The following is a 26,297-nucleotide window of genomic DNA, read 5'->3' on the forward strand; positions in this document are numbered from 1 at the left end:
GTGGCCTTTCGGCAGGCGTTCCCGCCGCCGTCGGGCTTCGATCGATGACCGCCTCCGCGTCGCCGCTTCCAAGGGGATCCGGCCGGGTGCTGCGCGTGGCAGCCAGGAGGGTTTCCACGTGTCCGTGTCCGGTACGGCTGACGAATAGCTGGTTCGCGCCTACATGGTGCTGCGCTCCAGCGAGACGAGAGGTCGAGAGAAGAGAATATGACGCAGACAACTGAACGCCCTTCGACTGCGGTCGAGGTCGAGCCCGGAGTTTTCGAGTCGGTCGCGCTGATCGACAACGGTAGCTTCGGCACCCGCACCATCCGCTTCGAGACCGGCCGTCTGGCCAAGCAGGCCGCGGGTTCCGTCGCCGCCTACCTGGACGACGAGACCATGCTGCTGTCGGCGACCACCGCCGGTAAGTACCCCAAGGACCAGTTCGACTTCTTCCCGCTGACGGTCGATGTCGAAGAGCGCATGTACGCCGCGGGTCGCATCCCCGGCTCGTTCTTCCGTCGCGAGGGCCGCCCCTCCACCGACGCGATCCTGACCTGCCGCCTGATCGACCGGCCGCTGCGCCCGACCTTCATCGACGGTCTGCGCAACGAGATCCAGGTCGTCGTCACGGTCCTGAGCCTCAACCCGGCCGACCTCTACGACGTGGTGGCCATCAACGCCGCCTCGGCGTCGACTCAGCTCTCGGGCATCCCCTTCTCCGGCCCGATCGGTGGCGTCCGCGTCGCCCTCATCGGTGGCCAGTGGGTCGCGTTCCCGACCGTCGAGCAGCTCGAAGGCGCTGTGTTCGACATGGTCGTCGCGGGCCGCGTCACCGACACCGGCGACGTCGCCATCATGATGGTCGAGGCCGAGGCCACCGACAAGGTCATCGCGCTGATCGAAGACGGTGCGCAGGCCCCGACCGAGGCCGTGGTGGCCGAGGGTCTGGAAGCCGCCAAGCCGTTCATCGCGCGCCTGGTCCGCGCCCAGGCCGACCTGGCCGCGCTGGCTGCCAAGCCGACCCAGGAGTTCCCGCTCTTCCCGCCGTACGGCCCGGACGTGTTCGAGGCTGTCGAGGGCACCTCGAAGGTCGAGCTGAACGAGGCGCTGAGCATCGCCGACAAGCAGACCCGCGAGGCCCGCATCGACGAGATCAAGGCCGAGGTGCTCGCCCGTCTGGGTGACGACTTCGTCGGCCGCGAGAAGGAACTGGGTGCCGCGTTCCGCTCGGTCACCAAGAAGCTGGTCCGCCAGCGCATTCTCACCGACGGTTTCCGCATCGACGGCCGTGGCCTGGCGGACATCCGTCAGCTCTCCGCCGAGGTCGACGTGATCCCGCGCGCCCACGGTTCGGCGATCTTCGAGCGTGGCGAGACCCAGATCATGGGCGTCACCACCCTCGACATGGTGAAGATGGCGCAGCAGGTCGATTCGCTCGGCCCGGAGACCTCCAAGCGCTACATGCACCACTACAACTTCCCGCCGTTCTCCACCGGCGAGACCGGCCGCGTCGGTTCGCCGAAGCGTCGCGAGATCGGCCACGGCGCGCTCGCCGAGCGTGCGCTGATGCCGGTGCTGCCCTCGCAGGAGGAGTTCCCCTACGCCATCCGTCAGGTCTCGGAGGCGCTGAGCTCCAACGGCTCCACCTCGATGGGTTCGGTCTGTGCCTCGACCCTGTCGCTGCTCAACGCCGGTGTGCCGCTGAAGGCGCCGGTCGCGGGTATCGCCATGGGCCTGGTCTCCGACACCATCACCAACGACAAGGGTGAGGACGAGGTCCGCTACGTCGCGCTCACCGACATCCTCGGCGCCGAGGATGCCTTCGGCGACATGGACTTCAAGGTTGCCGGTACCCGTGACTTCGTCACCGCCCTGCAGCTCGACACCAAGCTCGACGGCATCCCCTCGCAGGTGCTGGCCGGTGCGCTGAACCAGGCGCACGACGCCCGCACCACCATCCTGGACGTGATGGCCGAGGCCATCACCGACCCCGACGAGATGAGCCCCTACGCCCCGCGCGTGACGGCCATCAAGATCCCGGTCGACAAGATCGGCGAGGTCATCGGGCCCAAGGGCAAGATGATCAACCAGATCACCGAGGAAACCGGCGCCAACATCTCGATCGAAGATGACGGCACTGTTTTCGTCGGTGCGACCGATGGGCCGTCGGCCCAGGCCGCGATCGACCTGATCAACGCCATCGCCAACCCGCAGCTGCCCAAGGTCGGCGAGCGTTTCCTGGGCACGGTCGTCAAGACCACCGCCTTCGGTGCGTTCGTGTCGCTCCTGCCGGGCCGCGACGGTCTGGTGCACATCTCCAAGCTGGGCAACGGCAAGCGCGTGGCCAAGGTCGAAGACGTGGTCAACGTCGGCGACAAGCTGCGTGTGGAGATCGCCGATATCGACAACCGCGGCAAGATCTCGCTCGTCCCGGTCGAGGACGAGGCCGCTGCCGCTGAGCCGGCCGCCGTCGAGGAGAACACCGAGGCCGAGTAGGCGTTACTGCTGCTGACTGCCGAAACCCCCGCCGTTGCACGGCGGGGGTTTTGTCGTTTCCGGGCTCTGGCAGGTTCGTGACCTGGGTCACGAAGATGCAACGGTGATGCAACGTTGCGTCGCCTAGTGTGGCTGGACACAGTAAGAATCTGTGCCGACAGCCGTGCTGCCGCCCACTCGGAGCGCAGTGCCGACCGCTGTCGGCTCGGCGTACGCGGTCGGATCGCTGGACCGTTTCTCAGCGCCGGGAAGTGTGTCGCCCCGCCGTGATTTTGACTGAATCTGGTCCGGTTTATTATTGAAACGAATACGCTTCTCCTCGTGTTCGGACGCGTGTTTCAGGTGTCGGGGTTGACGATGGAGGTCGGGAGATAGCCGAGTCATTGCTGGTTGCGTGGCGGCGAGCCGGATTGCCGCGATCGTGTCATAGCCGATCGCACTGAATCCGGTGTGCGCGGGCGGATTTCGGGCAGGGTGCCCGAGGTTGGCCGCCCCCGCGCCGATCCACCCCACCCCGGTTCGAGCCGGGGAGTTCCGAGAGTTTGTGCGGCCGCGTGGCGTTACCCGCGGCCGGTAATGGAAGGCAGTGTGCGATGACCAACCCCACTCCGGCGCGCGCGGAAACAGAACAGCTGGCGGCGCTGGTGGCGACGGTCGCGGCGATGGATCCGGCGCGAATCGCGGTCGAGTTCGACAGCACCGCGGTGTCCTATGCCGATCTCGACGCCCAGCTCACGCTGATGGCCGAGCTCACCGGTGGGGCGCTGGACGCGGAGACGCTCGTGCAGGTGGTGCTCGCCGAGCTGTTCCCCGGCGTGGTCGATGCCGCCGAGGGGACGTTCGGTGTGCTGCTGGATTCGCTCGCGGGCGATGTGATGGCGGCGCTGGGGCTGGAGGCGGTGGCCGCGGCGACGCTGGTCGATCGGTTCGCCGCGCAGGTGGCGCGGACGCCGGATGCTGTCGCGGTGCAGTGCGGTGACGTCACGCTGACCTACGCGGCATTCGATGCCAGAGTGCGGGTGCTGGCGGCGCGATTGGTCGAGGCTGGCGTCGGGCCGGAGACGCTGGTCGGGTTGGCGCTGCGGCGCAGTGTCGAGCTGATCGTCGCGGTGCACGCGATCGTGCGTGCGGGCGGTGCGTATGTGCCGCTGGACCCCGATCATCCGGTGGACCGGCTGCACTATGTGCTCGAGGTGGCGCGGCCGGTGGTGGTCGTGACACGGGCAGGCGACGAGCCGGATCTGAACGGCGCGCCGGTGCTGCGCACCGATGACATCGACTGGGACGCGGCGCCCGGCGAGGTGGTGTCCGGGGTACGGGCGGGCAACACGGCCTACGTCATCTTCACGTCCGGCTCCACGGGCAGGCCGAAGGGCGTGGCGGTCACCCACGGGGCGATCGTGGCGAACCTGGATTGGCGGCAGCGCCGCTACGCCATGACCGATGCCGATGTGGTGGTGCAGAAGACGCCTTACACCTTCGATGTGTCGGTGTGGGAGTTGTTCTGGCCCTTGCAGATCGGCGCTCGGCTGGTGGTCGCCGAGGCGGGGCGCCACGGTGATCCCGCGTACCTGGCGGCGCTGATCGCCCAGCATCGGGTCACCGTGACGCACTTCGTGCCGTCGATGCTGGCCGCGTTCGTCGGTGACGTGGGTCCCGAGGTGGATCTGTCGTCGTTGCGGATGGTGTTCGCCTCCGGTGAGGCGCTGCCCGCTGCCACGGCCGCCCGGCTGCGCGCGCTGTCGGCGACGGCGCTGCACAACCTGTACGGGCCCACCGAGGCGGCGGTCGACGTCACCGCGCACGAGGTGACCGCTCTCGACGAGGTGTCGGTGCCGATCGGGGGTCCCGCCGACGACACCGGGCTGCTCGTGCTCGACGAGAACCTCGACCAGGTACCCGTCGGGGTGGTCGGCGAGCTGTATCTGGCCGGTGTCCAGTTGGCGCGTGGGTACGTGGCGCGCCCGGGGCTCACCGCGGATCGGTTCGTCGCCAATCCGTACGGCGTGCCCGGTGAGCGCATGTATCGCACCGGTGACCTGGTACGGGAGTCGCGCGGTGAGCTGGAATACCTTGGGCGCACCGACTTCCAGGTGAAGCTGCGTGGTCTGCGGATCGAGCTGGGGGAGATCGAGGCCGTGCTGGCCGCGCACCCTCGCGTCGGCAACGCGGCGGTGGTGCTGCATCGCCATGGCGCCGGTGAGGCGCTGGTCGGTTATGTGGTGAGCGTCGACGGTGCGGTGCTCGACGAGGCCGAGCTGGTCGAGCACGCCAAGTCGTCGATGCCCGAGTACATGGTGCCGTCGCTGCTGGTGCAGCTGGACGCGATGCCGATCAATGCCAGCGGCAAGCTGGATCGGAAAGCGTTGCCGGAGCCGGACTTCCGGGTGTCGGCCGCCGAATTCCGGGAGCCACGCACGGCGACCGAGCGTACCGTCGCCGCGTTGTTCGCCGAGCTGCTCGAGGTGGACGTGGTCGGCTTGGACGACGACTTCTTCCGCCTCGGCGGCAACTCGCTGATCGCCACCCGCGCCATCGGCCGGTTGCAGGCGAACTTCGGTGTGCGGGTGGATGTTCGCGACTTCTTCGACAGCCCGACGGTGGCCGTACTCGCGAAGCTGGTCGAGGGTGGGGTGGTCGATGATCGGCCCGCGCTCGTCGCGGGTCCGCGTCCCGAGCTGTTGCCGCTCTCGCCCGCGCAGCAGCGGATGTGGTTCCTCAACCGGTTCGATCCGGAGACCGGGGCGTACAACATCCCGATCGCGGTGCGGTTGACGGGTGCGCTGGATCGGGACGCGTTGCGGGCGGCGGTGGGTGATCTGATCGCGCGGCACGAGGTGCTGCGCACGGTGTACCCCGAGGTCGACGGGGTGGGGACGCAGCGGGTTCTTCCTGTCGCCGAGGCGCTCGAAGTGCTTGCGGCCGAATTGTCTTCGAGCGACCACCCCGATACCGGCGCCGATGGGGTCGCGGCGGGGTCTTCGACGGTGCTCGACGCCGTCAGCATCGGCGCCGAGGACCTTCCGGAGGTGTTGGCAGCCGTCGTTCTGCGCGGATTCGATGTCACGGCCGCGCCACCGGTGCGCGCGAGCCTGTTCGAGGTCGACGGTGATCACGTGCTGGTGCTGGTGGTGCACCACATCGCCTCCGACGGCTGGTCGGCCGGTCCGCTGGTGCGTGACACGATGACCGCCTACTACGCGCGTGCCGAAGGTATGGCGCCGCAGTGGAATCCGCTGCCGGTGCAGTACGCCGACTACACCCTGTGGCAGCGTGCCGTCCTCGGCGCGGAGGACGACGCCGACTCGCAGGCCGGGCGCGAGATCGCGTTCTGGCGTGACTCGCTGGCCGGACTGCCGGACGAGTCGGGCCTGCCGACCGATCGCCCTCGCCCCGCCACCGCGTCGATGCGGGGACGCCGGGTCTCGTTCGAGCTCGATGCCGACGTGGTCGCGGCGCTGAACGCTGTTGCCGCGGAACAGGGTGCGACCCTGTTCATGGTGCTGCACGCGGCATTGTCGGTGCTGATCGCACGCCTGTCGGGCAATGCCGATGTGGCGATCGGCACGCCGGTCGCCGGGCGCGGTGCCGCCGAACTCGACGACGTCATCGGCATGTTCGTCAACACCGCCGTGCTGCGCACTCAGGTGCGTGGCGGCGAACCGTTCGCCGGCCTGCTCGGCCGCGTCCGCACCGGGGATCTGGCCGCCTTCGACCACACCACCCTGCCGTTCGAGCGGCTCGTCGAGGTGCTCGCGCCGACCCGTTCAGCCGGTCGTCATCCGCTGTTCCAGGTGGCACTGTCGTTGCAGAACCTGCCGCCGACCACCTTCGAGCTGCCCGGTCTGCGCGCTGCCGCCGTCGACTTGCCCTATGACATCGAGAAGTTCGATCTCTCCCTGACCCTGCGTGATTCCGCGGCCATGGGTCTGTCCGGCGAATTCTCCTACGCCACAGATCTGTTCGACGAGCAGACCATCACGCGCACGGTGGCCCGCTTCACCGGCCTGCTCGCCGCGATCGCCGCGGCCCCGCAGACTCCCGTCGCCGACCTGCCACTACTGATCGACACCGAACTCGCCGAGCTGACCGCCCGTACCGGCGGCCCGTCGACTCCCGCTGCGCTGCTGCCGCAGGTCCTCGCCCGCGCCGCCACCGACCCCACCGCGATCGCCATCCGAGACGGCGCCCGCACCCTCACCTACGGCGAGCTCGACGACGCCTCCACCTCCCTGGCCGCCCGTCTCGCCGATCTCGGCGTCGGTACGGGTGACCTTGTCGCCGTGAGTATTCCGCGTTCGGCCGACTCGATCACCGCGATCTGGGCCGTCGTGAAGTCCGGCGCGGGTTTCCTCCCGGTCGACCCGAACTATCCCGCCGACCGCATCGCCCACATGCTCTCCGATTCCGGCGCGGCGGCGGGTATCACGATCGAGGCGGTGCGGTCGGATCTGCCGGCTACCGTGAACTGGCTCGTGCTCGATGGCACAGAACCCACGGCAGACGATGCGGCGCGGGCAGACCTGGGCGCACACGCACGTGCCGGTGACAGGACGATCAGCGTCGAGAACGCCGTCGATGCCGAGACCGGTCGCGGCGGAGTCGTGACCTCTCCCCATGCCCCCGTGGCCGATTCCCGTACGGTCGGCGCAGCAGGTGGCCGTGCGGTGAACGGCGGCGCGGCTGGTGCACGAGCGGTGGATCCGCTGGATCCCGCGTACGTCATCTACACCTCCGGCACCACCGGTCTGCCCAAGGGTGTGGTGATTCCGCACGGTGCGGTCGCGGCATATCTGCCCGTGCAGGCCGGGCGGTACCTGGCCTGCGCCGATGCGCGCGTGCTGCACGTGGCGTCGCCCTCGTTCGACATCTCCGTGGCCGAGCTGCTGCTGACCGTGACCGAGGGGGCGACGATGGTCATCGCGCCCGCCGGGGTGTTCGGTGGGGCGGAGCTGGGGGAGTTGCTGCGGGCCGAGCGGGTGACCCATGTGGTCATCACGCCGTCGGCGCTGGCGACGGTACACCCGGAGGGCCTCGACGAGCTGCGGATGGTGGTGGTCGGTGGCGAGGCGTGCCCGCCGGAACTGGTGGCGCGGTGGACCGCCGCGATTCCGGGTCTGACCTTCCGCAACGGTTACGGCCCGACCGAGACGACCATCGTCACCAATATCAGCGAACCACTCGGTGCGACAACGGCGATCACGCTCGGCGCACCGGTGGAGGGCACGACCGAACTGGTGCTCGACGAGCGGCTGCGGCCGGTGCCCGCGGGGGTCGTCGGCGAGCTGTACATCGCTGGTGCGCAGCTGGCGCGCGGCTACCATCGCAGGCCCGCGCTGACCGCCGGACGGTTCGTCACCAATCCCTTCGGCGCGCCCGGCGAGCGGATGTACCGCACCGGTGACACCGTGCGCTGGGTGCGGCGCGAAGGCTCGTTCGATCTGGAGTACCTGGGCCGCAACGACTTCCAGGTGAAGGTGCGCGGCTTCCGGATCGAACTCGGCGAGATCGACGCGGTCCTGGCCCGCCATCGGACGGTCGACTTCGCCGCCACCGTCGGTCATCGGACCGACGCGGGCGCCACCCTGCTGGTCTCCTATGTCGTGCCCGTCGCCGGTGCCACGATCGACGCCGCGACCCTCATCGCGCACACCGCCGCGCACCTGCCCTCGCACATGGTGCCCGCCGCGGTCGTCACCCTCGATGCCGTGCCGCTGACCCCTGTCGGCAAGCTCGATCGGGCCGCGCTGCCCGCACCGGTCTTCGACACCGCCGCCTACCGGGCACCGGAAACGGTGGCCGAGCAGGTGGTGGCCGCCGCGTTTGCCGAGGTCCTCGGACTGGACCGGGTCGGCCGCGACGACGACTTCTTCGATCTGGGCGGCAACTCGCTCCTGGCGACCCGGTTGATGGCCCGCATCGGCGCCGACCTCGACCTGCGCATTCCCGTCCGCCAGCTCTTCGACACCACGACGGTGCTGACGCTGGCCGCGGCCGCCGACCGTCTGCGTGGCACCGGCACCGGCCCCGCGCTGGTGGCGGGACCCCGACCCGATCCCGTGCCGCTCTCGCCTGCCCAGCAGCGCATGTGGTTCCTCAACCGCTTCGATCCCGGCTCGGCCACCGACAACATCCCGCTGGCCGTCCGGCTCACCGGTGCGCTCGACATCGCCGCACTCCAGGCCGCGATCGTCGACGTGCTGGACCGGCACGAGGTCCTGCGCACCCGCTACCCGGAACTGGACGGCAACGCCATCGCCGAGATCCTTCCGGCGACCGGCCTGCTTCCCGAGGTCCACCCGCAGATCGTGGCTGCGGCCGACCTGTCCGACGCCGTGCGTACCTTCGCCGCCACCGGCTTCGACCTCACCGTCGACGCCCCGATCCGCGCGACGCTGCTGCGTGTTGCCCCGGACACCGCGCTGGAGCATCGCGCGTCGGGTGCGCGTGACCGGGCCGATGGGCATGCCGCAGTGGCGGACTCGACGGGGTCCGCCGGTGCTGAGTACGTGCTGGTCATCGTGGTGCATCACATCGCGGCCGATGGTTTCTCGTTCGGGCCGTTGATCCGGGACGTGCTCACGGCCTACGGCACGCGCGCCATCGGTGAGGCCCCGGGTTGGGCGCCGTTGGAGGTGCAATACGCCGACTACGCCGTGTGGCAGCACACGGTGCTCGGTGATGCGGCCGATCCGGAATCGGTGGCGGCGAAGCAGCTCTCGTTCTGGCGTGACGCGCTGGCGGGGGTGCCCGAGCAGCTGGAACTGCCCACCGACCGGACCCGGCCTGCGGTCGCTTCCCGGCGGGGTGCGATGCACGGCGTCGAGATCGATGCCGCGACCCATCGGGCACTGGCGGAATTCGCTCGCGCGCAGGGCATCACGGTGTTCATGGCCGCGCACGCGGTGTTCGCGGTGCTGCTGGCACGGCTGTCGGCGACCACCGACATCGCGATCGGCACGCCGGTGTCGGGACGCGGTGCGCGTGCGCTCGATGATCTCGTCGGCATGTTCGTCAACACCCTCGTCCTGCGCACGCAGGTGGCACCCGCGACCCCGTTCGCCGCACTGGTGGCCCAGGTCCGCGAGCAGGACCTCGCCGCCTTCGGCCACGCCGACGTGCCGTTCGAGCGCCTGGTCGAGGTCCTCGATCCGGTCCGCTCCACCGCCCGCAACCCCCTGTTCCAGGTGATGCTGTCCCTCAACGAGGACACCCCGAGCGAACTCGCGCTCCCCGGCCTCACCGTCGCAGGTTTCGACCTGCCCACCGGTATCGCCAAGTTCGACCTGGAACTCACCCTCACCGAGCACCGCGACGACAACGGCACTCCCACCGGCATTTCCGGTGCCTTCCTCTACGCCACCGACCTGTTCGACGCCACCATCGTCGCCACTTTCGCTACCCGCTTGGACCGCATCCTCACGGCCGTCCTCGCCGACCCGGCCCGCCCCGTCGGCGACCTCGACTTCCTCGACGCCGCCGAGCGGACCCACATCCTGACCACGTGGAACGACACCGCCACCGAGACCGACCACGCCACGACTCTCGCCTCGCTGCTCACCGACCGAGCCGCCGCAACGCCCCACGCGATCGCCGTCGTCCTCGATACCGATCCCACCGCGGTCGATGACGCGCCCCTCGGAATCGGGGCGTCCTCGAGCGCGATTTCCCGGCTCGAACACGCGGCAGCCGATGCCATCGCCGCACACCGCGCCGGGGGTGCGGTGCCCGAGGTGTCGCTGCGTGCTGCTGATTCCACGACCGCAGTGGAGCTTTCGTACGGGGAGTTCGGCGAGCGAGTCGCACGACTGGCTCGTCATCTGATCGGGCTGGGAGCGGGCCCTGGCTCGCTGGTCGCGGTCGCGATGCGCCGTGGTGTGGAGCAGTTGGTCGCGGTGCACGCCGTGCTGGTGGCCGGGGCGGCCTATGTGCCGGTGGACCCGGATCATCCGGCCGAGCGGACCGCGTATGTGCTGGCGCAGACGGCACCGGTCTGTGTGCTGACGCTTGCCGGAATCGGTGTGGCTGTGGGCGAATCGGTGGTGGAGGTCGACGTGCTCGACCTGTCGGAGCTGTCCGGCGAGCCGATCACCGATGCGGAGCGGGTGGCGCCGCTGCGTCCCGGGCACCTCGCGTATGTGCTGTTCACGTCGGGTTCCACCGGCAGGCCGAAGGGTGTGGCCGTGCCGCACAAGGCCGCGGTGAACCAGTTGCTGTGGTTGCAGCGGGAGTACCCGCTCGGTGTCGACGACGTGGTGCTGCAGAAGACACCGTTCACCTTCGACGCATCGGTGTGGGAACTGCTGTGGCCGTTGCACGCCGGGGCGCGCTTGGTGCTCGCCACCGCTGACGGGCATCGCGATCCGGCCTACCTGGCGGCAGCCACCGTGCGGCATCGGGTGAGCGTCGTCCAGTACGTACCGTCGGTCCTCGCCGCGGTCGTGGCGGAACCGGCTGCCGCGCAGTCCGATTCGCTGCGACTGGTCTTCGCGGGCGGTGAAGCGCTGACGACCGACCTGGCGCGGCGGGTGCGCGCGATGACCGGCGCGACGGTGGTCAACCTGTACGGCCCGACCGAAACCGCCATCCAGGTCACCACGCACGAGGCCGGTGACGAACTCGGCGCCACGGTGCCGATCGGCGCACCGGTCGCCGATACCCGTGTGTACGTGCTGGATTCGCGCCTGCGTCCCGTCCCCGCGGGTGTTCCGGGCGAGCTGTACGTGGCGGGCGCGCAGCTCGCCGACGGCTATCACGGCCGTACCGAGCTCACCGCCGAACGTTTCGTCGCCGACCCCTTCGGCGCGGGCGAGCGCCTGTACCGCACCGGCGATCTGGTCACCTGGCGCACCGGGGCCGACGGTCCGGCGCTGCACTACCTCGGCCGCACCGACTTGCAGGTGAAACTACGCGGTCTGCGCATCGAACCGGCCGAAATCGAAGCCGCGATCGCCTCGGTTCCCGGCGTCGGCCGCGTCGCCGTCCTGGTTCGCTCGGACGAAGGCCGGACCGATCAGCTCGTCGCCTACGTCGTCCGTGCTGCCGAGACGCCCGAGGTCGTCGTCGTCGACTTCGGCCCCATCGCCGGCGGCGCCGATTCCGGGGGAGGCGACGCGGTCCGTGCTGTCGACGTCGCGCCGGCTGTTCCGCGACCCGACTCGTCGGCGGCGCCCACCACCGCCGACTTCGACGCAGCGATCGCGGCGACCCTGCCCTCCTACATGGTCCCGGGCGCCTACGTCTTCCTCGACGAGTTGCCCGTCAACGCGTCCGGCAAGCTCGATCGCCGGGCACTGCCCGCGCCGGAATCGCGCCGGCTCGATTACCGCGAGCCCGCCACCGTCACTGAGCGGATCGTCGCCGCGACTTTCGCCGGGGTGCTCGACCTCGACCGGGTCGGTGCCGGTGACGACTTCTTCGCCCTCGGCGGCAACTCGCTGCTGGCAACCCAGGTGGCGGCGCGACTCGGTGCCGCGCTCGATGCTCGAATCCCCGTGCGGGAACTGTTCGAGGCGAGCACCGTGGACGGACTCGCCGTGCGGCTGGACGCGCTGCGCGGCACCGGCAGCAGGCGTGGACCGGTGGCGGGCCAACGGCCGCAGCGGATCCCGCTCTCGCCCGCCCAGCAGCGGATGTGGTTCCTGCACCGCTTCGATCCGGACTCCGCCGCGTACCACATCCCGGTCGCGATCCGGCTCAGCGGCGAGCTGGATACGACCGCGCTGCGCGGCGCCCTGGGTGATCTGATCGCCCGGCACGAGACATTGCGCACCACCTATCCCGAATTCGACGGGCAGGCGACCCAACTCGTCGGTCCGGCGTTCGTGCCCGAGCTCGCCGTCGTCGACGTGGCCGCCGATCACGTGCCCGCGACGGTGGTGTCGGTCCTCGCCGGCGGTTTCGACATCACCCGCGAGGTGCCGGTGCGCGCCGCACTGCTGCGGGTCGCGGCGACCGAACACGTGCTGGTGCTCGTTGTGCATCACATCGCGGCCGACGGCTGGTCGATGGGGCCGCTGACGCGGGATCTGGTGGCCGCCTACGCCGCCCGCGCTGTAGGTGCGCAGCCACAGCTGCCCGCGCTCGCTGTGCACTATGCCGACTACGCGCTGTGGCAGACCGAGGGGCTCGGCAGTGCCGACGACCCGGACGCGCCGCTGGCCCGCCAGCTCGACTACTGGACGCGCCGACTCGCGGGTTTGCCCGATGTCCTGACGCTGCCCGCCGACCGGCGCAGGCCGCTGATCGCCTCCAACCGGGGCGCGACCTTCACCACCACCCTCGGCGCCGACCTGCATCGCGGGATCGAGGAGCTGGCTCGCGCGCACCGCGCCACTGCGTTCATGGTGCTGCACGCGGGCCTCTCGGTGCTGCTCGCGCGGCTCTCGGCCGGTACCGACATCGTCGTCGGCACGCCCGTGGCCGGGCGTGGCCATCGCGAACTCGACGACATCGTCGGCATGTTCGTCAACACGCTCGTGCTCCGTGCGCAGGTGCGCGCGGGCGCGCGTTTCAGCGATCTCCTCGACGCGGTCCGTGCCGAGGATCTCGATGCTTTCGACAATGCCGACGTGCCGTTCGAAAGCCTGGTCGACGCACTGAATCCGGCGCGCTCACAGGGGTATTCACCGCTGTACCAGATCTCCCTGGCCTTGCAGAACCAGCGCAGGACCGCCTTCGAATTGCCGGGCATGACCCTGTCGGGGCTGACCCTGCCGGATGCGCCGATCGAAGTCGATCTGGACTTCACCTTCGTCGACCGTTTCGCGCCCGACGGCGCACCTGACGGGCTCGACCTCGAACTGCGCTACGCCACCGATCTTTTCGACGCCGACACCATCGCGACCATGGTCGCGATGCTCGATCGGGTGCTGCGGCACGCGGTCACCGCCCCCGGCACCGCGGTCGGCGACCTCGCCTTGCTGGCCGACACCGCCGCGGCCACAACGCCGGCGCGGCACCACGGTGAGGTGGTGCCACTCGACAGCGCGCTCGCGGAACTGGGCCTGCGCGCCCCACTCGCCGCCCACCTGCTCGATGCCGCGGCAGCGCGAGCTCCCCACGCCGTGGCGGCGATCTTCGAAGGCGTCGAGATCACCTACGGCGCGCTCGCTGCCAGGGCGAACCGGTTGGCGCGCAGGTTGATCGACTGCGGTGTCGGGCCGGAAACACCGGTGGCCGTGGCTGTTCCGCGCAGCATCGAACTGCTGGTGGTGCTGCACGGTGTACTCGCCGCCGGGGGCGTGTACGTGCCGATCGACGCGGGCCAGCCCGCCGAACGCATCGGGCATGTGCTGGCGACCGCCACCCCGCGACTCGTCGTCGTCGCGGCGGCCGGTGACCTCGACCATGTGGACAGCGGTATCCGATCCGCCACGGCCTCGGTGCATTTCGCCGCCGCGTCGCGCTCCGGGGTTGCGGTGCTCACCGTCGGCCAGCTCGAGGACGTAGCGCAGGACACGGTGGCAGCCGGCCCGGTCACCGACCTCGAACGGCTAGCGCCGCTGCACCCCGAGCACCCGGCGTATGTGCTGTTCACGTCCGGCTCCACCGGTACGCCGAAAGGCGTGCTGATCTCGCATCGCGCCGTGGTCAACGAGATCTGCTGGCTGCGTGGCGAATACGGCATGACGTCGGCCGATCGCTTCCTGCAGCGCGCGCCCCTCACCTTCGACGTCTCGCTCTGGGAACTGCTGGCGCCCGCGCTGCTCGGCGCCCCGCTGGTGCTGTTGCGCCCGGGCGGTCACCTCGACCTGGAATATCAGGCGCGAGTGGTGCGCGAGCAGGGCGTCACCATCATGGAGATCGTGCCGTCGGTGCTGGCCGCGATGCTCGCCGAAGGGCTCGGCGACGCGCTGAGCGGGCTGCGCATGCTGCACGTGGGCGGCGAGGAACTGCCCGCGCCACTGGCGGCCACCGTTCTCGCCACGATCCCCGGCGAACTGCACAACACCTACGGCCCCACCGAAGTGGCGATCACCAGCACGTTCCAGCGGATCACCGCGCCGGTCGAGCAGACCGAGCTGCCCATCGGCAGGCCGACCTGGAACGTGCGCGCCTACGTGCTCGACGAGCGCCTGCACCCGGTGCCCGGCGGTGTCGCGGGCGAGCTGTATCTCGCGGGTGACCAGCTGGCCCGAGGCTACCTGGGCAGGCCCGACCTGACCGCAGACCGCTTCGTCGCCGACCCGTTCGGGGCCGACGGAACCCGGATGTACCGCACGGGTGACCTCGTTCGCCGCGATCGCGACGATGCGCTGGTCTACCTGGGCCGCAACGATTTCCAGGTGAAGATTCGGGGACTGCGGATCGAGCTGGGCGAGATCGAGGCCGCGCTCGGCGACGCACCCGGCGTCACCCACGCGACTGTGCTGCCCGCCACCGACGACGCCGGTCGGCAGTGTCTGGTCGGATATGTCGCGGGCGAGGTGGACAGCGTGGCGGTGCGTGCCCACGTCGCGGGCCGGGTGCCCGCGTACATGGTGCCCTCGCACCTGGTCGTGCTCGACACCGTGCCGCTCAACTCGGCGGGCAAACTGGATCGGGCCGCGCTGCCCGCCGCCGACCTGTCCGTCACCACCGAATACGTGGCGCCGCGACCGGGTGCGCAGACCGCGCTCGCCGGTGTGATCGGCGAATTGCTCGGCGTGGCACGCATCGGCGCCAACGACGACTTCTTCGCCGTCGGCGGCAACTCGCTGCTCGCGATGCGTCTGGTCGCTCGGGCCAACGCGGCCCTCGGCAGTGCGCTCGACGTGCGCGATGTGTTCGACGCCCCGACCGTCGCCGGACTCGCCGAGCGTGCGGGCGTCGGCGGCGAACAGTCGCCGCCGCTGACCGTGGTGCGACCGCGCCCGGATCGAATCCCGCTGTCGCTGGCCCAGACTCGCCTGTGGTTACTGAACCGGATCGATCCCGAATCGGCCGTCTACACCCTGCCGATCGCGTTGCGCCTGACCGGCGACCTCGACACCGGCGCCCTGTGGGCGGCCCTGGCCGATGTCCTCGACCGGCACGAATCACTGCGCACCATTTTCCCCGAAGACGCCGACGGCCCGACCCAGGTGGTCCTTCCCGCCGACGCGGTGCTGCCCGCTGCCGTCGTGCGCGAGATCGCCGAGGGTGAGCTGGCCGCTACCGTGCGCTCGATCATCGGCCAGGGTTACGACCTGACCACTCAGCCGCCGCTGCGCGCCGCGCTGCTGCGCCGGGAAACGCCGGTCGAAGCTGTCGACCGCCGACCTGTGGTCGGCGATGCCACGCCGCGTCTCGCGGCCGTGCATTGCGTGGGTTCGCACCAGACAGAGCACGTGCTGGTGCTCGCTGTGCATCACATCGCCGCCGATGGGGTGTCGACGACGCCGCTGGCGCGGGACCTCATCGCCGCCTATGCCGCGCGCGCCGCGGGGATCGCTCCGGTGTGGGAGCCGTTGCCGGTGCAGTATCCGGACTTCACCCTGTGGCAGCGTGCCGTGCTCGGCGACGCGGCCGACCCGCAGTCGCGGCTGGCGCGGCAGTCGGCGCACTGGCGTGACGAATTGGCCGGGATCGCACCGGTTCTCGAACTAGCGACGGATCGGCCCCGGCCCGCCGTCCGCGCGGGTGCGGGAGGGGCCGTCGGGTTCGAGGTGCCCGCCGATGTCGTGGCGGGGATCGAGGCGCTGGCCCGCCGCCACGGGGTGTCCACCTTCATGGTGGTGCACGCGGCGTTCGCGGTGCTGCTGTCTCGTCAGGGCGCAGGCGCGGATGTGCTCGTCGGCACGCCGGTCGCCGGGCGGGCCGATGCCGCGCTCGACGACCTGGTCGGCATGTTCGTCAACACCCTCGTGTTGCGGACGGCGGTCGATGCCGGTGCCGGGTTCGGTGAACTACTGGCCGAGGTGCGCGACGCTGATCTGCGGGCCTTCGCACACGCCGACCTGCCGTTCGAGCGGCTCGTCGACGAGCTCAATCCGAGCCGCTCCACGGCGTATTCGCCGATCGTGCAGGTGATGCTCGCGTTCGAGCATCGCGAGGACACCATCATCGAGTTGCCCGGACTGCGGATCGACGAGTTCGCTCTGGACGCGGCGACCACCCAGTTCGATCTGTCGCTGGCGATCAACGAGATCGTCGGCGCCGCGGGGGAGCCCGGCATGCGCGGGTGGCTGCGCTACGCCACGGATCTGTTCGACGCCGACACGGTGGCGGCGTTCGGTGCGCGGTTCGTGCGGGTGCTGAGCGCGGTCGCCGCCGACGACAGCATCGCGGTCGGCGAGATCGATCTGCTGGATGCCGCCGAGTCCGCCCAGCTCGCGGCGTGGAACGACACCGTGGCCCCGCTCGACGCCGAGGCGACGCTGGTCTCGATGTTCGCGGCGCAGGCCGCGCGTACCCCCGACGCGATCGCCCTGGAGTTCGAGGGGCAGCGGATCACCTATGGCGAGTTCGCGATGCGTGTCGCCCGCCTCGCGCGTTGGCTGATCGCCGAGCAGGTCGGTCCCGGCGCGGTCGTCGGTGTCGGGCTGCGGCGCGGCATCGATCTCCTGGTCGCCCTCTACGCGGTCCAGGCCGCGGGCGCCGCCTATCTGCCGCTGGATCCCGACCACCCGGCCGACCGGATCGCCGACATCCTGGCGACCGCGGCCCCGGTCTGTGTGCTGGCCGCCGCCGACTTCCCCGAAACCGGCGCACGCACCGCGGCGCCCGCCGCGCAGGTCGAGTCCGGCTACCGGCCGGTCGAATCCGGCACCGAGCCCGGCATTCGTCTTGTCGAGCCCGGCGCGCTCGATCTTTCCGGGTTCGCTGTCGACCCGGTGACCGATGCCGACCGGATCTGGCCGTTGCGTGCCGCGGACCTGGCGTATGTGCTGTTCACGTCCGGCTCGACCGGTAAGCCCAAGGGCGTCGCGGTGACCCATGCCGCGATCGTCAACCGTCTGGTGTGGATGCAGGATGCCTACCAGCTCGACGCGGCCGGCACCGTGCTGCACAAGACGCCGATCACCTTCGATGTGTCGGTGTGGGAACTGTTCTGGCCCTTGCAGATCGGCGCCACCCTGGTGATCGCGCGGCCCGACGGGCACCGCGACCCCGCCTACCTGGCCGAGGTCATCACCCGCACGGGTGTCGGCGTCGCGCACTTCGTGCCGTCGATGCTGGCGGCCTTCCTCGCCGAGCCGCGTGCGGCCGACTGTGTCTCGCTGCGGCAGGTGTTCGCCTCCGGTGAGGCGCTGCCCGCCGCCGCTGCCCAGCGCCTGCGCGCGCTGGTCCCCGGTGTCGCCGTGCACAACCTGTACGGACCCACCGAGGCCGCGGTCGACGTGAGCTTCCACGAGGTCACCGACGCCGACACGGTCACGGTGCCGATCGGCGCCCCGGTCGCCAACACCGCCCTGCACGTGCTCGATGCCCGCCTGCGTCCCGTTCCCGTCGGCACACCGGGTGAGCTGTATCTGGCCGGCGTCCAACTCGCCCGCGGCTACCTCGCCCGCCCGGATCTGTCCGCCGACCGCTTCGTCGCCAACCCCCTCGGTGCCCCCGGCGACCGCATGTACCGCACCGGCGACCTCGTGGTCCGCACTCGCTCGGGCGAACTGGAATACCTGGGCCGCACCGACTTCCAGGTGAAACTGCGCGGCCTGCGCATCGAACTCGGCGAAATCGAGGCCGTTCTCACCGGTCTCGACACCATCGAACGGGCGGTGGTCACGGTCCGTGACGACGGCACCGGCGACTACCTCACCGCCTACCTGCTCGGCGTCCCGGGTGTGGACCTCGACGTGGTGAAATCCGCGCTACAGCAGGCACTTCCGGCCTACATGGTGCCGAGCGCGTTCGTTGTTCTCACGGAGTTCCCGGTCAATTCCTCGGGCAAGCTCGATCGGCGGGCGCTGCCCGCGCCCGAGCTGGCCGCTCGTGAATTCCGTGCTCCGGCGACACCGTCGGAGCAGTTGGTGGCCGGGGTCGTCGCCGAGGTGCTCGGTGTCGAACTGGTCGGTGCCGAGGACGATTTCTTCGATCTGGGCGGCAACTCGCTGATCGCGACCCGGGTCGCGGCGCGCCTCGGTGCGGCGTTGAACCGGCAGGTGCCCGTGGCGCGGATCTTCGAGACGCCCGTGGTGGCCGCGTTGGCTGCCGCGCTCGACGCCGCGGGCGGCGCGGCGCGGCTGGCGCTGGTGGCGGGGGAGCGGCCCGCTTCGATCCCGCTCTCGCCCGCCCAGCAGCGCATGTGGTTCCTCAACCGGTTCGATCCGGACTCGGCCGGCTACAACGTGCCGATCGCGGTGCGACTCGGTGGCGCGCTCGATCTCGACGCGCTCGCCGCCGCGGTGGACGATCTCATCGACCGGCACGAAGTACTGCGCACCTATTACCCCGAGACCGCCGAAGGTCCGGTACAGCGGATCGTGTCCGCCGCCGAAGCCGGTGTGGCTCTGCGGGTTCAGTACCTCGCGCCGGCGGAGATCGTGGCTGCCGTGACGGCGCTGGCCGCCACCGCCTTCGATGTCACCGCGGGTGTGCCGTGGCAGGTGGTGCTGTATCGGATCAGCGCCGACGAGGCGGTGCTCGCCATGGTCGTGCACCACATCAGCGCCGACGGTTCGTCGATGCCGCCGCTGGTGCGCGACCTGATGACCGCCTACCTCGCACGACGCGACGGTACGGCCCCGTCGTGGACGCCGCTGCCGGTGCAGTACGCCGACTACGCGCTGTGGCAGCGCGCGCTGCTCGGCGACGAAGCCGATCCCGACTCGGTGGCCGCCCGCCAGCTCGACTTCTGGCGCGCCGAACTCGCCGACCTCCCCGATGAACTCGCGTTGCCGCTGGACCGCCCGCGCCCGGCGGTGCGGACCCTCGCCGGTGGGACCGTGCCGGTGACCCTGGACGCGGGCACCCACGCCCGGCTCAGCGCGCTGGCCAGGGAGTCCGGCGCAACGCTGTTCATGGTCGTGCACACCGCGTTCGCGGCGCTGCTCGGTCGCCTCTCGGGCAGCGCGGACATCACCGTCGGCACGCCGGTCGCCGGGCGCGGTGAGGCCGCGCTCGAGGACCTGATCGGCATGTTCGTGAACACGCTGGTCTTCCGAACCCGGCTGCGCGCGGGAGAGTCGTTCCAGCAGTTGCTGATTCGCCAGCGCGCCACCGACCTCGCCGTGTACGCCCATGCCGAGGTGCCGTTCGAACGCCTCGTCGAGGTGCTCGATCCGGCCCGCTCCACCGCCCGGCATCCGCTGTTCCAGGTCGGCTTCTCGTTCCAGAACTTCGAGCGTGCCGAGCTGGCCCTGCCCGGGATCACCGTGTCGGGGCTGGACACCGAGAACGAGCTGTCGCAGTTCGATCTGCACCTCATCGTCAGCGACGAGTACGCGGTCGACGGTGCGGCCGCGGGCGTCACCGGCGTCCTCACCTACGCCCACGACGTGTTCGACACCGAGACCGCGGTGGCGATCGCCGGACGGCTGGAACGCCTGCTCACCGCTGTCGCGGCATCGCCGCGTACACCGCTGGATTCGGTCGAGGTGCTCGAACCGGTCGAGCGCACGCGCATCCTCACCGAGTGGAATGCCACCACCCACGAGATCGACGGCGCCGCCACGCTACTCACCGCGTTCCGTGCGCAGGTTCGGGCTACCCCGGACGCGACAGCGCTCGTGTTCGAGGACACGGCCCTGACCTACGCCGAATTCGACACCCGGGTCAACCGCCTGGCCCGGTACCTGATCGAGGAAGGTGTCGGCCCCGACGCCTTGGTGGGGCTCGCCATCCGGCGCTCCACCGAACTCGTCGTCGCCTTGTACGCGGTCCTCACCGCGGGCGGCGCGTACGTGCCGATCGATCCGGATCACCCGGCCGACCGGATCACCCAGATCCTCGACACCGCGCGGCCACACCTCGTCCTCACCACCGCCGCAGACGCATTCGACAAGCCGGCACCGGCTGACGGTTCGTCCGACTCGCCGTTCCGGGTGATCGGCAGTGATCGCGGATCGCCGATCCCGGGAGTCGAGGGCGGCGAGACCGCGCCAGGTGGTTCGCGGACCGCGGGGCCGACCGGGGTTGTCGTGCTCGATGACGTCGACACTGCCCGTTACCCGGGTCATCCGGTCGCGGAGTCCGAACTCCGCGCCCCCCTGCGGGATTCGAACCTCGCCTACGTGCTGTTCACCTCCGGCTCGACCGGCGAACCCAAGGGCGTGGCCATGAGTCATGCCGGCATTCGCAATCAGATCGCCTGGCTGATCGAGCAGTACGCGATCGACGGTGACGATGTGTACCTGCAGAAGTCCGCGGCCGGGTTCGACTTGTCGGTCTGGGGCTTCTTCGCACCGCTCGCAGCGGGCGCGACCCTGGTGCTCGCCACCCCGGACGGGCACCGCGACCCGCTGTACCTCGCCGAACTGGTGGCAGCGCGGCAGGTCACCGTCGTCGACTTCGTGCCGTCGATGCTGGCAGTGTTCGCCGCGCACGCCGACGCCGAGCACCTGGCCGGTCTGCGGCTGGTGCTCGCGATCGGTGAAGCGCTCACTCCGGAGACAGTCGGCGCGCTGCGGGCGAAATCGGCTGCGGCGGTGCACAACCTGTACGGGCCGACCGAGGCCGCCGTGTCGGTGACGGCGTGGCCCGCCGACGGTGCGACCGGGCAGACGGTGCCCATCGGTGTGCCCGAATGGAATTCGCGTGTGTACGTGCTCGACGAACGGCTGCGCCCGGTCGCACCGGGAGTGGCCGGTGAGCTGTACCTGGCGGGTGACCAGCTCGCTCGCGGGTACCTCGGCCGCACCGCGCTCACCGCCGACAGATTCGTCGCGGACCCGTTCGCCGGGGCGGACATCCATTCCGGCGCGGCAGGCACCGTCGCGGACTCGGGTCTCGACACCGCGTATTCCGTCGGTGACGGCCGCGACCGGCATCGCCGGGGCGCGAGAATGTATCGCACCGGAGACCTGGTGAAGTGGACTCGCGACGGCGTACTGGTCTATCTGGCGCGCATCGACTTCCAGGTGAAGTTCCGTGGTCAGCGCATCGAACTCGGTGAGATCGAGGCCGCGCTCGGCGGATCGGCCGGGGTCGGTCAGGCCGCGGCGGTGGTCGCGGCGAGTGCGACCGGTGACCAGTTGGTCGGCTACGTCGTGCCGAGGCCGGGCGTCGCGCTGGATCCGGCCGCCCTGCGGTCGGGCGTGGGCGCGGTGCTGCCGTCCTACATGGTGCCGTCGGTGATCGTGGTGCTCGACGCGTTCCCGCTCAACACCTCCGGCAAGCTCGACCGCAAGGCGCTGCCCGCACCGGAATTCGTGGCCAGGCCGTTCCGGGCGCCGGTCAGCACGGCACAGCGGGCGGTGGCCGAGGTGTTCGGTGAGGTGCTCGGGCGCGAGCGGGTCGGGCTCGACGACGACTTCTTCGAACTCGGCGGCAACTCACTCGTCGCGACCAGGGTCGCCGCCCGCCTCGGCGCGACATTGTCGACGCGGGTGCCCGTGCGGACCCTGTTCGAAGCGACCACCGTGGCCGACCTGGCCGCCGCGCTCGCGACCACGGCCGGCACCGGCGCGGGGATCGCGTTGACATCCGGCGAACGACCGGCCCGGATACCGCTGTCCGCGGCCCAGCAGCGCATGTGGCTGCTCAACCGCCTCGATCCCGAGTCCGCCGCGTACAACATCCCGATCGCGGTGCGGCTCACCGGTGATGTCGATGCCGGCGCGCTGGCCGCCGCGGTTACCGACGTGCTCGACCGGCACGAGGTGCTGCGCACGGCCTACCCTGCCGTCGACGGGATCGGGCACCAGGCGGTGTGGGAGTTCGTGCCGACGCCGGTGGTGGAGACCGTGGACCCCATCGCGGTACCGGCGATCGTCGCGGCCGAGATCGGGCGCGGATTCGATGTCACCGTCGCGCCGCCGGTGCGGGTGCGCGTATTGCGCTGCGCGGCGGACGAAGTCGTGCTGGTCGTGGTGATCCACCACATCAGCGCCGACGGGTTCTCCGCCGGGCCGCTGCTGCGTGACACCACCGCCGCCTACCTCGCCCGTCGCGCGGGGACAGAACCCGGGTGGGCGCCGCTGCCGGTGCAGTACGCCGACTACACGCTGTGGCAGCGTGCGGTGCTGGGCAGCGAGGACGACGCCGAGTCGGTCGCCGCACGGCAGCTGCGGTTCTGGCGCACCGAGCTGGCCGGACTGCCCGGGTTGCTCGAATTGCCAGCCGACCGGCCGCGGCCTGCTGTCGCGTCGCATCGTGGTGCGAGCGTTGACACTGTTGTGCCGCCGACGGTATGGCAGCGGGTGGCGCGGTTGGCGCGTCGCGCCGACGTGAGCGAGTTCATGGTTGCCCATGCCGCGCTGGCCGCGTTGCTCGCGCGACTCGGTGGCGCCGGCGACATCGCGATCGGCACCCCGGTGGCGGGTCGCGGTGAGCAGGCCCTCGACGATCTCGTCGGCATGTTCGTCAACACGCTGGTGCTGCGCACCGGTGTCGACCCCGCAGCGTCGTTCAGTTCGCTGCTGCGCGAGACCAGGCGGGTGGATCTGGATGCCTTCGAGAACGCGCAGGTGCCGTTCGAACGGCTGGTCGACGTGCTCGACCCGACCCGCTCGACCGCGCACAGCCCGCTGTTCCAGGTGATGCTGGCCTTCCAGAACCTGGCCGCAGGCCCGGTCGAGGTGGTCCTGCCCGGCCTCACCGTGACCGGACTGGACGCCGACGCCGCCATCGCCAAGTTCGACCTGGATCTGGTCCTCACCGGCACCGCCGACGGTGGTTGCGCGGTGAGCGTGACCTACGCCACCGATCTGTTCGACGCCGAGACGGCCGCCCGCATCGCGGACGGGTACGTGCGGATCCTCGACGCGGTCACGGCGAACCCGGAAGGTGCGGTCGGTGATATCGACCTGCTCACCGACGGCGACCGTCAGATGCTCGAGAATTGGTGTGACACCGCGCATCCGGCCGACGATGCGTGGCCGGTCGCGGCGACCGAGGATGCGAGGTCGCTGCCGGGCGACATCGCTCACGTCGGCGCGGTCGGCGTTCTGCCGACAGCGTTCGATCGCCGAGCCGCGGCGACACCGGACGCCGTCGCGCTCGTCGACGGTGACCTCGTTCTCACCTACGCCGAATTCGCGGCGCGGGTGAACCGGCTCGCCCGCCATCTGATCGACCACGGTGTCGGGCCGGATCACGCGGTGGCGGTGGGAGTTCGGCGCTCGGCCGAGTTGCTGGTCGGCGTGTACGCGGTGCTGGCGGCGGGTGGCACCTACGTGCCGATCGATCCGGATCATCCGGCGGAGCGGATCACCCGCATCCTGCGGATCGCGCAACCGGTCTGCGTGCTCACCACCAGCGGCGATGCTATGGACCTCCCGCTGCGCGGGCACGAGGTGATCACGCTGGACACCGTCGATCTCGCGGGCTTGCCGGTAGCGCCGATCGCCGACGCCGAACGGGTGGCGCCGTTGCTCCCGGAGCACACCGCGTACGTGATCTTCACGTCCGGGTCGACCGGTCTGCCCAAGGGCGTCGGTGTGCCGCATCGCGCGATCGTCCACCAACTCGACTGGCTGGCACAGCAGTTCGGCTTCGCCGCCGGTGACAGGGTGCTGCACAAGACGCCGATCACCTTCGACGCCTCGATCTGGGAGCTGTTGCTGCCGCTGCGGGTGGGCGCCCGCACGGTCATCGCCCGGCCCGGTGGGCACGGGGACCCGGCCTACCTGGCCGCGCTGATCACCGAACACCACATCGACACAGCGCAATTCGCCCCGACCCTGCTCGCGGCCTATGCGGCGCACGTGCGGGAGGCGGCCACTGCGGGCAACAGTGTCGTGAGTACGCCGCTACGGCGGGTGTTCGCCGGTGGCGAGGCGTTGCCCGCCGGGCTGGCACAGCAGGTGCGCGCACTGACCGGCGCGCAGGTGGTGAACCTCTACGGGCCGACCGAGACCACGGTGCAGGTGAGTGCGCACCGGGTGACCGATGACGACGTCGTCACGGTGCCGATCGGCGCGCCGGTGTGGAATACGGGGCTCTACGTGCTCGATGCCAGGATGCGTCCGGTGCCGCCGGGGGTGACCGGTGAGCTGTATGTCGGTGGCGCGCAACTCGCACACGGGTACATCGGGGCCGCCGAGCTCACCGCGGAGCGGTTCGTCCCGGACCCGTTCGGTGCTTCCGGCGCTCGGATGTATCGCACCGGCGACCTCGTTCGCCTGCGGGGAAGCGACACTCCGGCACTGGAATACCTCGGGCGTGCCGACCTGCAGGTGAAGCTCAACGGCCAGCGCATCGAACTCGGTGAAGTGGAAGCCGCGCTGCAGCGGCGGCCCGGGGTGGCGCAGGCCGCGGCGGCCGTGGTGTCCGGGGTCGGCGCAGATCGACTTGTCGCGTACGTGGTGGTGTCACGGAACAAGGAATCCGATGGCATTGCCGGTGCGCCCACTACCGTCGGAGCAGGTCCCGGTGCGGCGGTCGACGGCACTGTGACACACGCTGGTTCGGGATTCGATGCGGCCGTGCTGCGGGCGGCGCTGGCCACCGAACTACCCGGCTACCTGGTGCCCGCCGTGGTCCTCGAGCTGGACGCGTTGCCGGTCAACACCTCCGGCAAACTCGACCGCGGCGCACTGCCGCGCCCGGAGATCCGCCAGGCGACCTATCGGGCGCCGATCACCGAGACCGAGCAGCTCGTCGCAGGCGCCTTCGCCCGGGTACTCGGACTGGACCGCATCGGCATGGACGACAACTTCTTCGACCTCGGCGGCAACTCCCTCACCGCGGTCCAGCTGTCGTCTCGACTGAGCGAAGCACTGGGCAGCCCGGTGCCGGTGGCGTGGTTCTTCACCGACCCCACGCCGGCGGTCGTCGTGGAACGGCTACGCGCCGACGATGATTCGAGCGATGACGCGTTCGCGGTCCTGCTCCCGCTGCGCGCCGGTGGCACCGGCGCGCCGCTGTTCTGCATCCACCCCGTCGGCGGTGTGTCCTGGTCGTTCGCCGGACTGACCCGCCACCTCGACCCGCAGCGCCCGATCTACGGGTTGCAGTCGCCTGCCCTCACCGCCGACGAACCGCTGCCCGCCACGATCGAGGACTGGGCGCGCCGCTACATCGACGCCATCCGCGAGGTGCAGCCGGAAGGGCCGTACCACCTGCTCGGCTGGTCGCTGGGCGGGCTGCTGGCCCACGCCGTCGCCACCGGCCTGCAAGCCGACGGCGAACAGGTGGCACAGCTGGCCATGATGGACAGCTGGCTCGGCGACGGACCGCAACAGACTGCGATGCCCACCGTCGGCGACCTGCTCGGCGGGCTCGCCGGTGACGATCTCGCGTTCGACACCGACGGTCTCGCCGCCGCGGCCGCGGGCATCGGCGGACCACTGGCGGCACTCGATCGCGACCGCATCGCCCGCATCATCGACGCCGCCACGGCCTCGATGCGGATGGTCGACGAATACCGGCCACGTCGCTTCGACGGCGACCTCGTCTACTTCGCCGCCACCGTCGACGATCCCAGCGGATCGCGTGGCGCGGCGAGTTGGGCCACCGCCGTCGACGGCACGGTCCACCGGCACGCCATCCCCGCCACGCACTGGGCGATGGCGGGGGAAGCGGCGCTGGCCCGGATCGCGGACGTCCTCGACGGGAGCGGATCCGAGACGCGCGGGCTCGCCGGAGAGGACCCGGCGACGAGGGCCGATGCGCGGGCGGGGGCGATGGGCGCATAGAATCGCGGAGCCGGCCGTCGTGCCTGCGGCCTGCACAATGAGGCATTACGCGCACGTCGCCAGGTCCCGTTCGAGAGTTTGAGGAACCATGCCAGCACAGCCGTCCGGTGGGAT

At 70.5% G+C, this 26,297-nt stretch carries 2 protein-coding genes; both read left to right on the forward strand.

What is annotated here, in order from left to right; translation table 11 throughout:
- Positions 1-207 precede the first annotated feature (207 nt).
- Complete coding sequence (locus ACWDXS_RS23490) at positions 208-2,481, forward strand: polyribonucleotide nucleotidyltransferase (RefSeq protein WP_449968667.1); 2,274 nt, start codon at positions 208-210, stop codon at positions 2,479-2,481.
- Positions 2,482-3,074: 593 nt separating this feature from the next.
- Complete coding sequence (locus ACWDXS_RS23495) at positions 3,075-26,183, forward strand: non-ribosomal peptide synthase/polyketide synthase (protein WP_449968670.1); 23,109 nt, start codon at positions 3,075-3,077, stop codon at positions 26,181-26,183.
- Positions 26,184-26,297 lie beyond the last annotated feature (114 nt).

The organism is Nocardia sp. NPDC003183, assembly GCF_053590715.1.

What these genes read in the sequence shown, in the direction of transcription:
- ACWDXS_RS23490 (WP_449968667.1), top strand. Translation starts at nt 208, where the DNA reads ATGACGCAGACAACTGAACGCCCTTCGACTGCGGTCGAGGTCGAGCCC.
- ACWDXS_RS23495 (WP_449968670.1), top strand. Translation starts at nt 3,075, where the DNA reads ATGACCAACCCCACTCCGGCGCGCGCGGAAACAGAACAGCTGGCGGCG.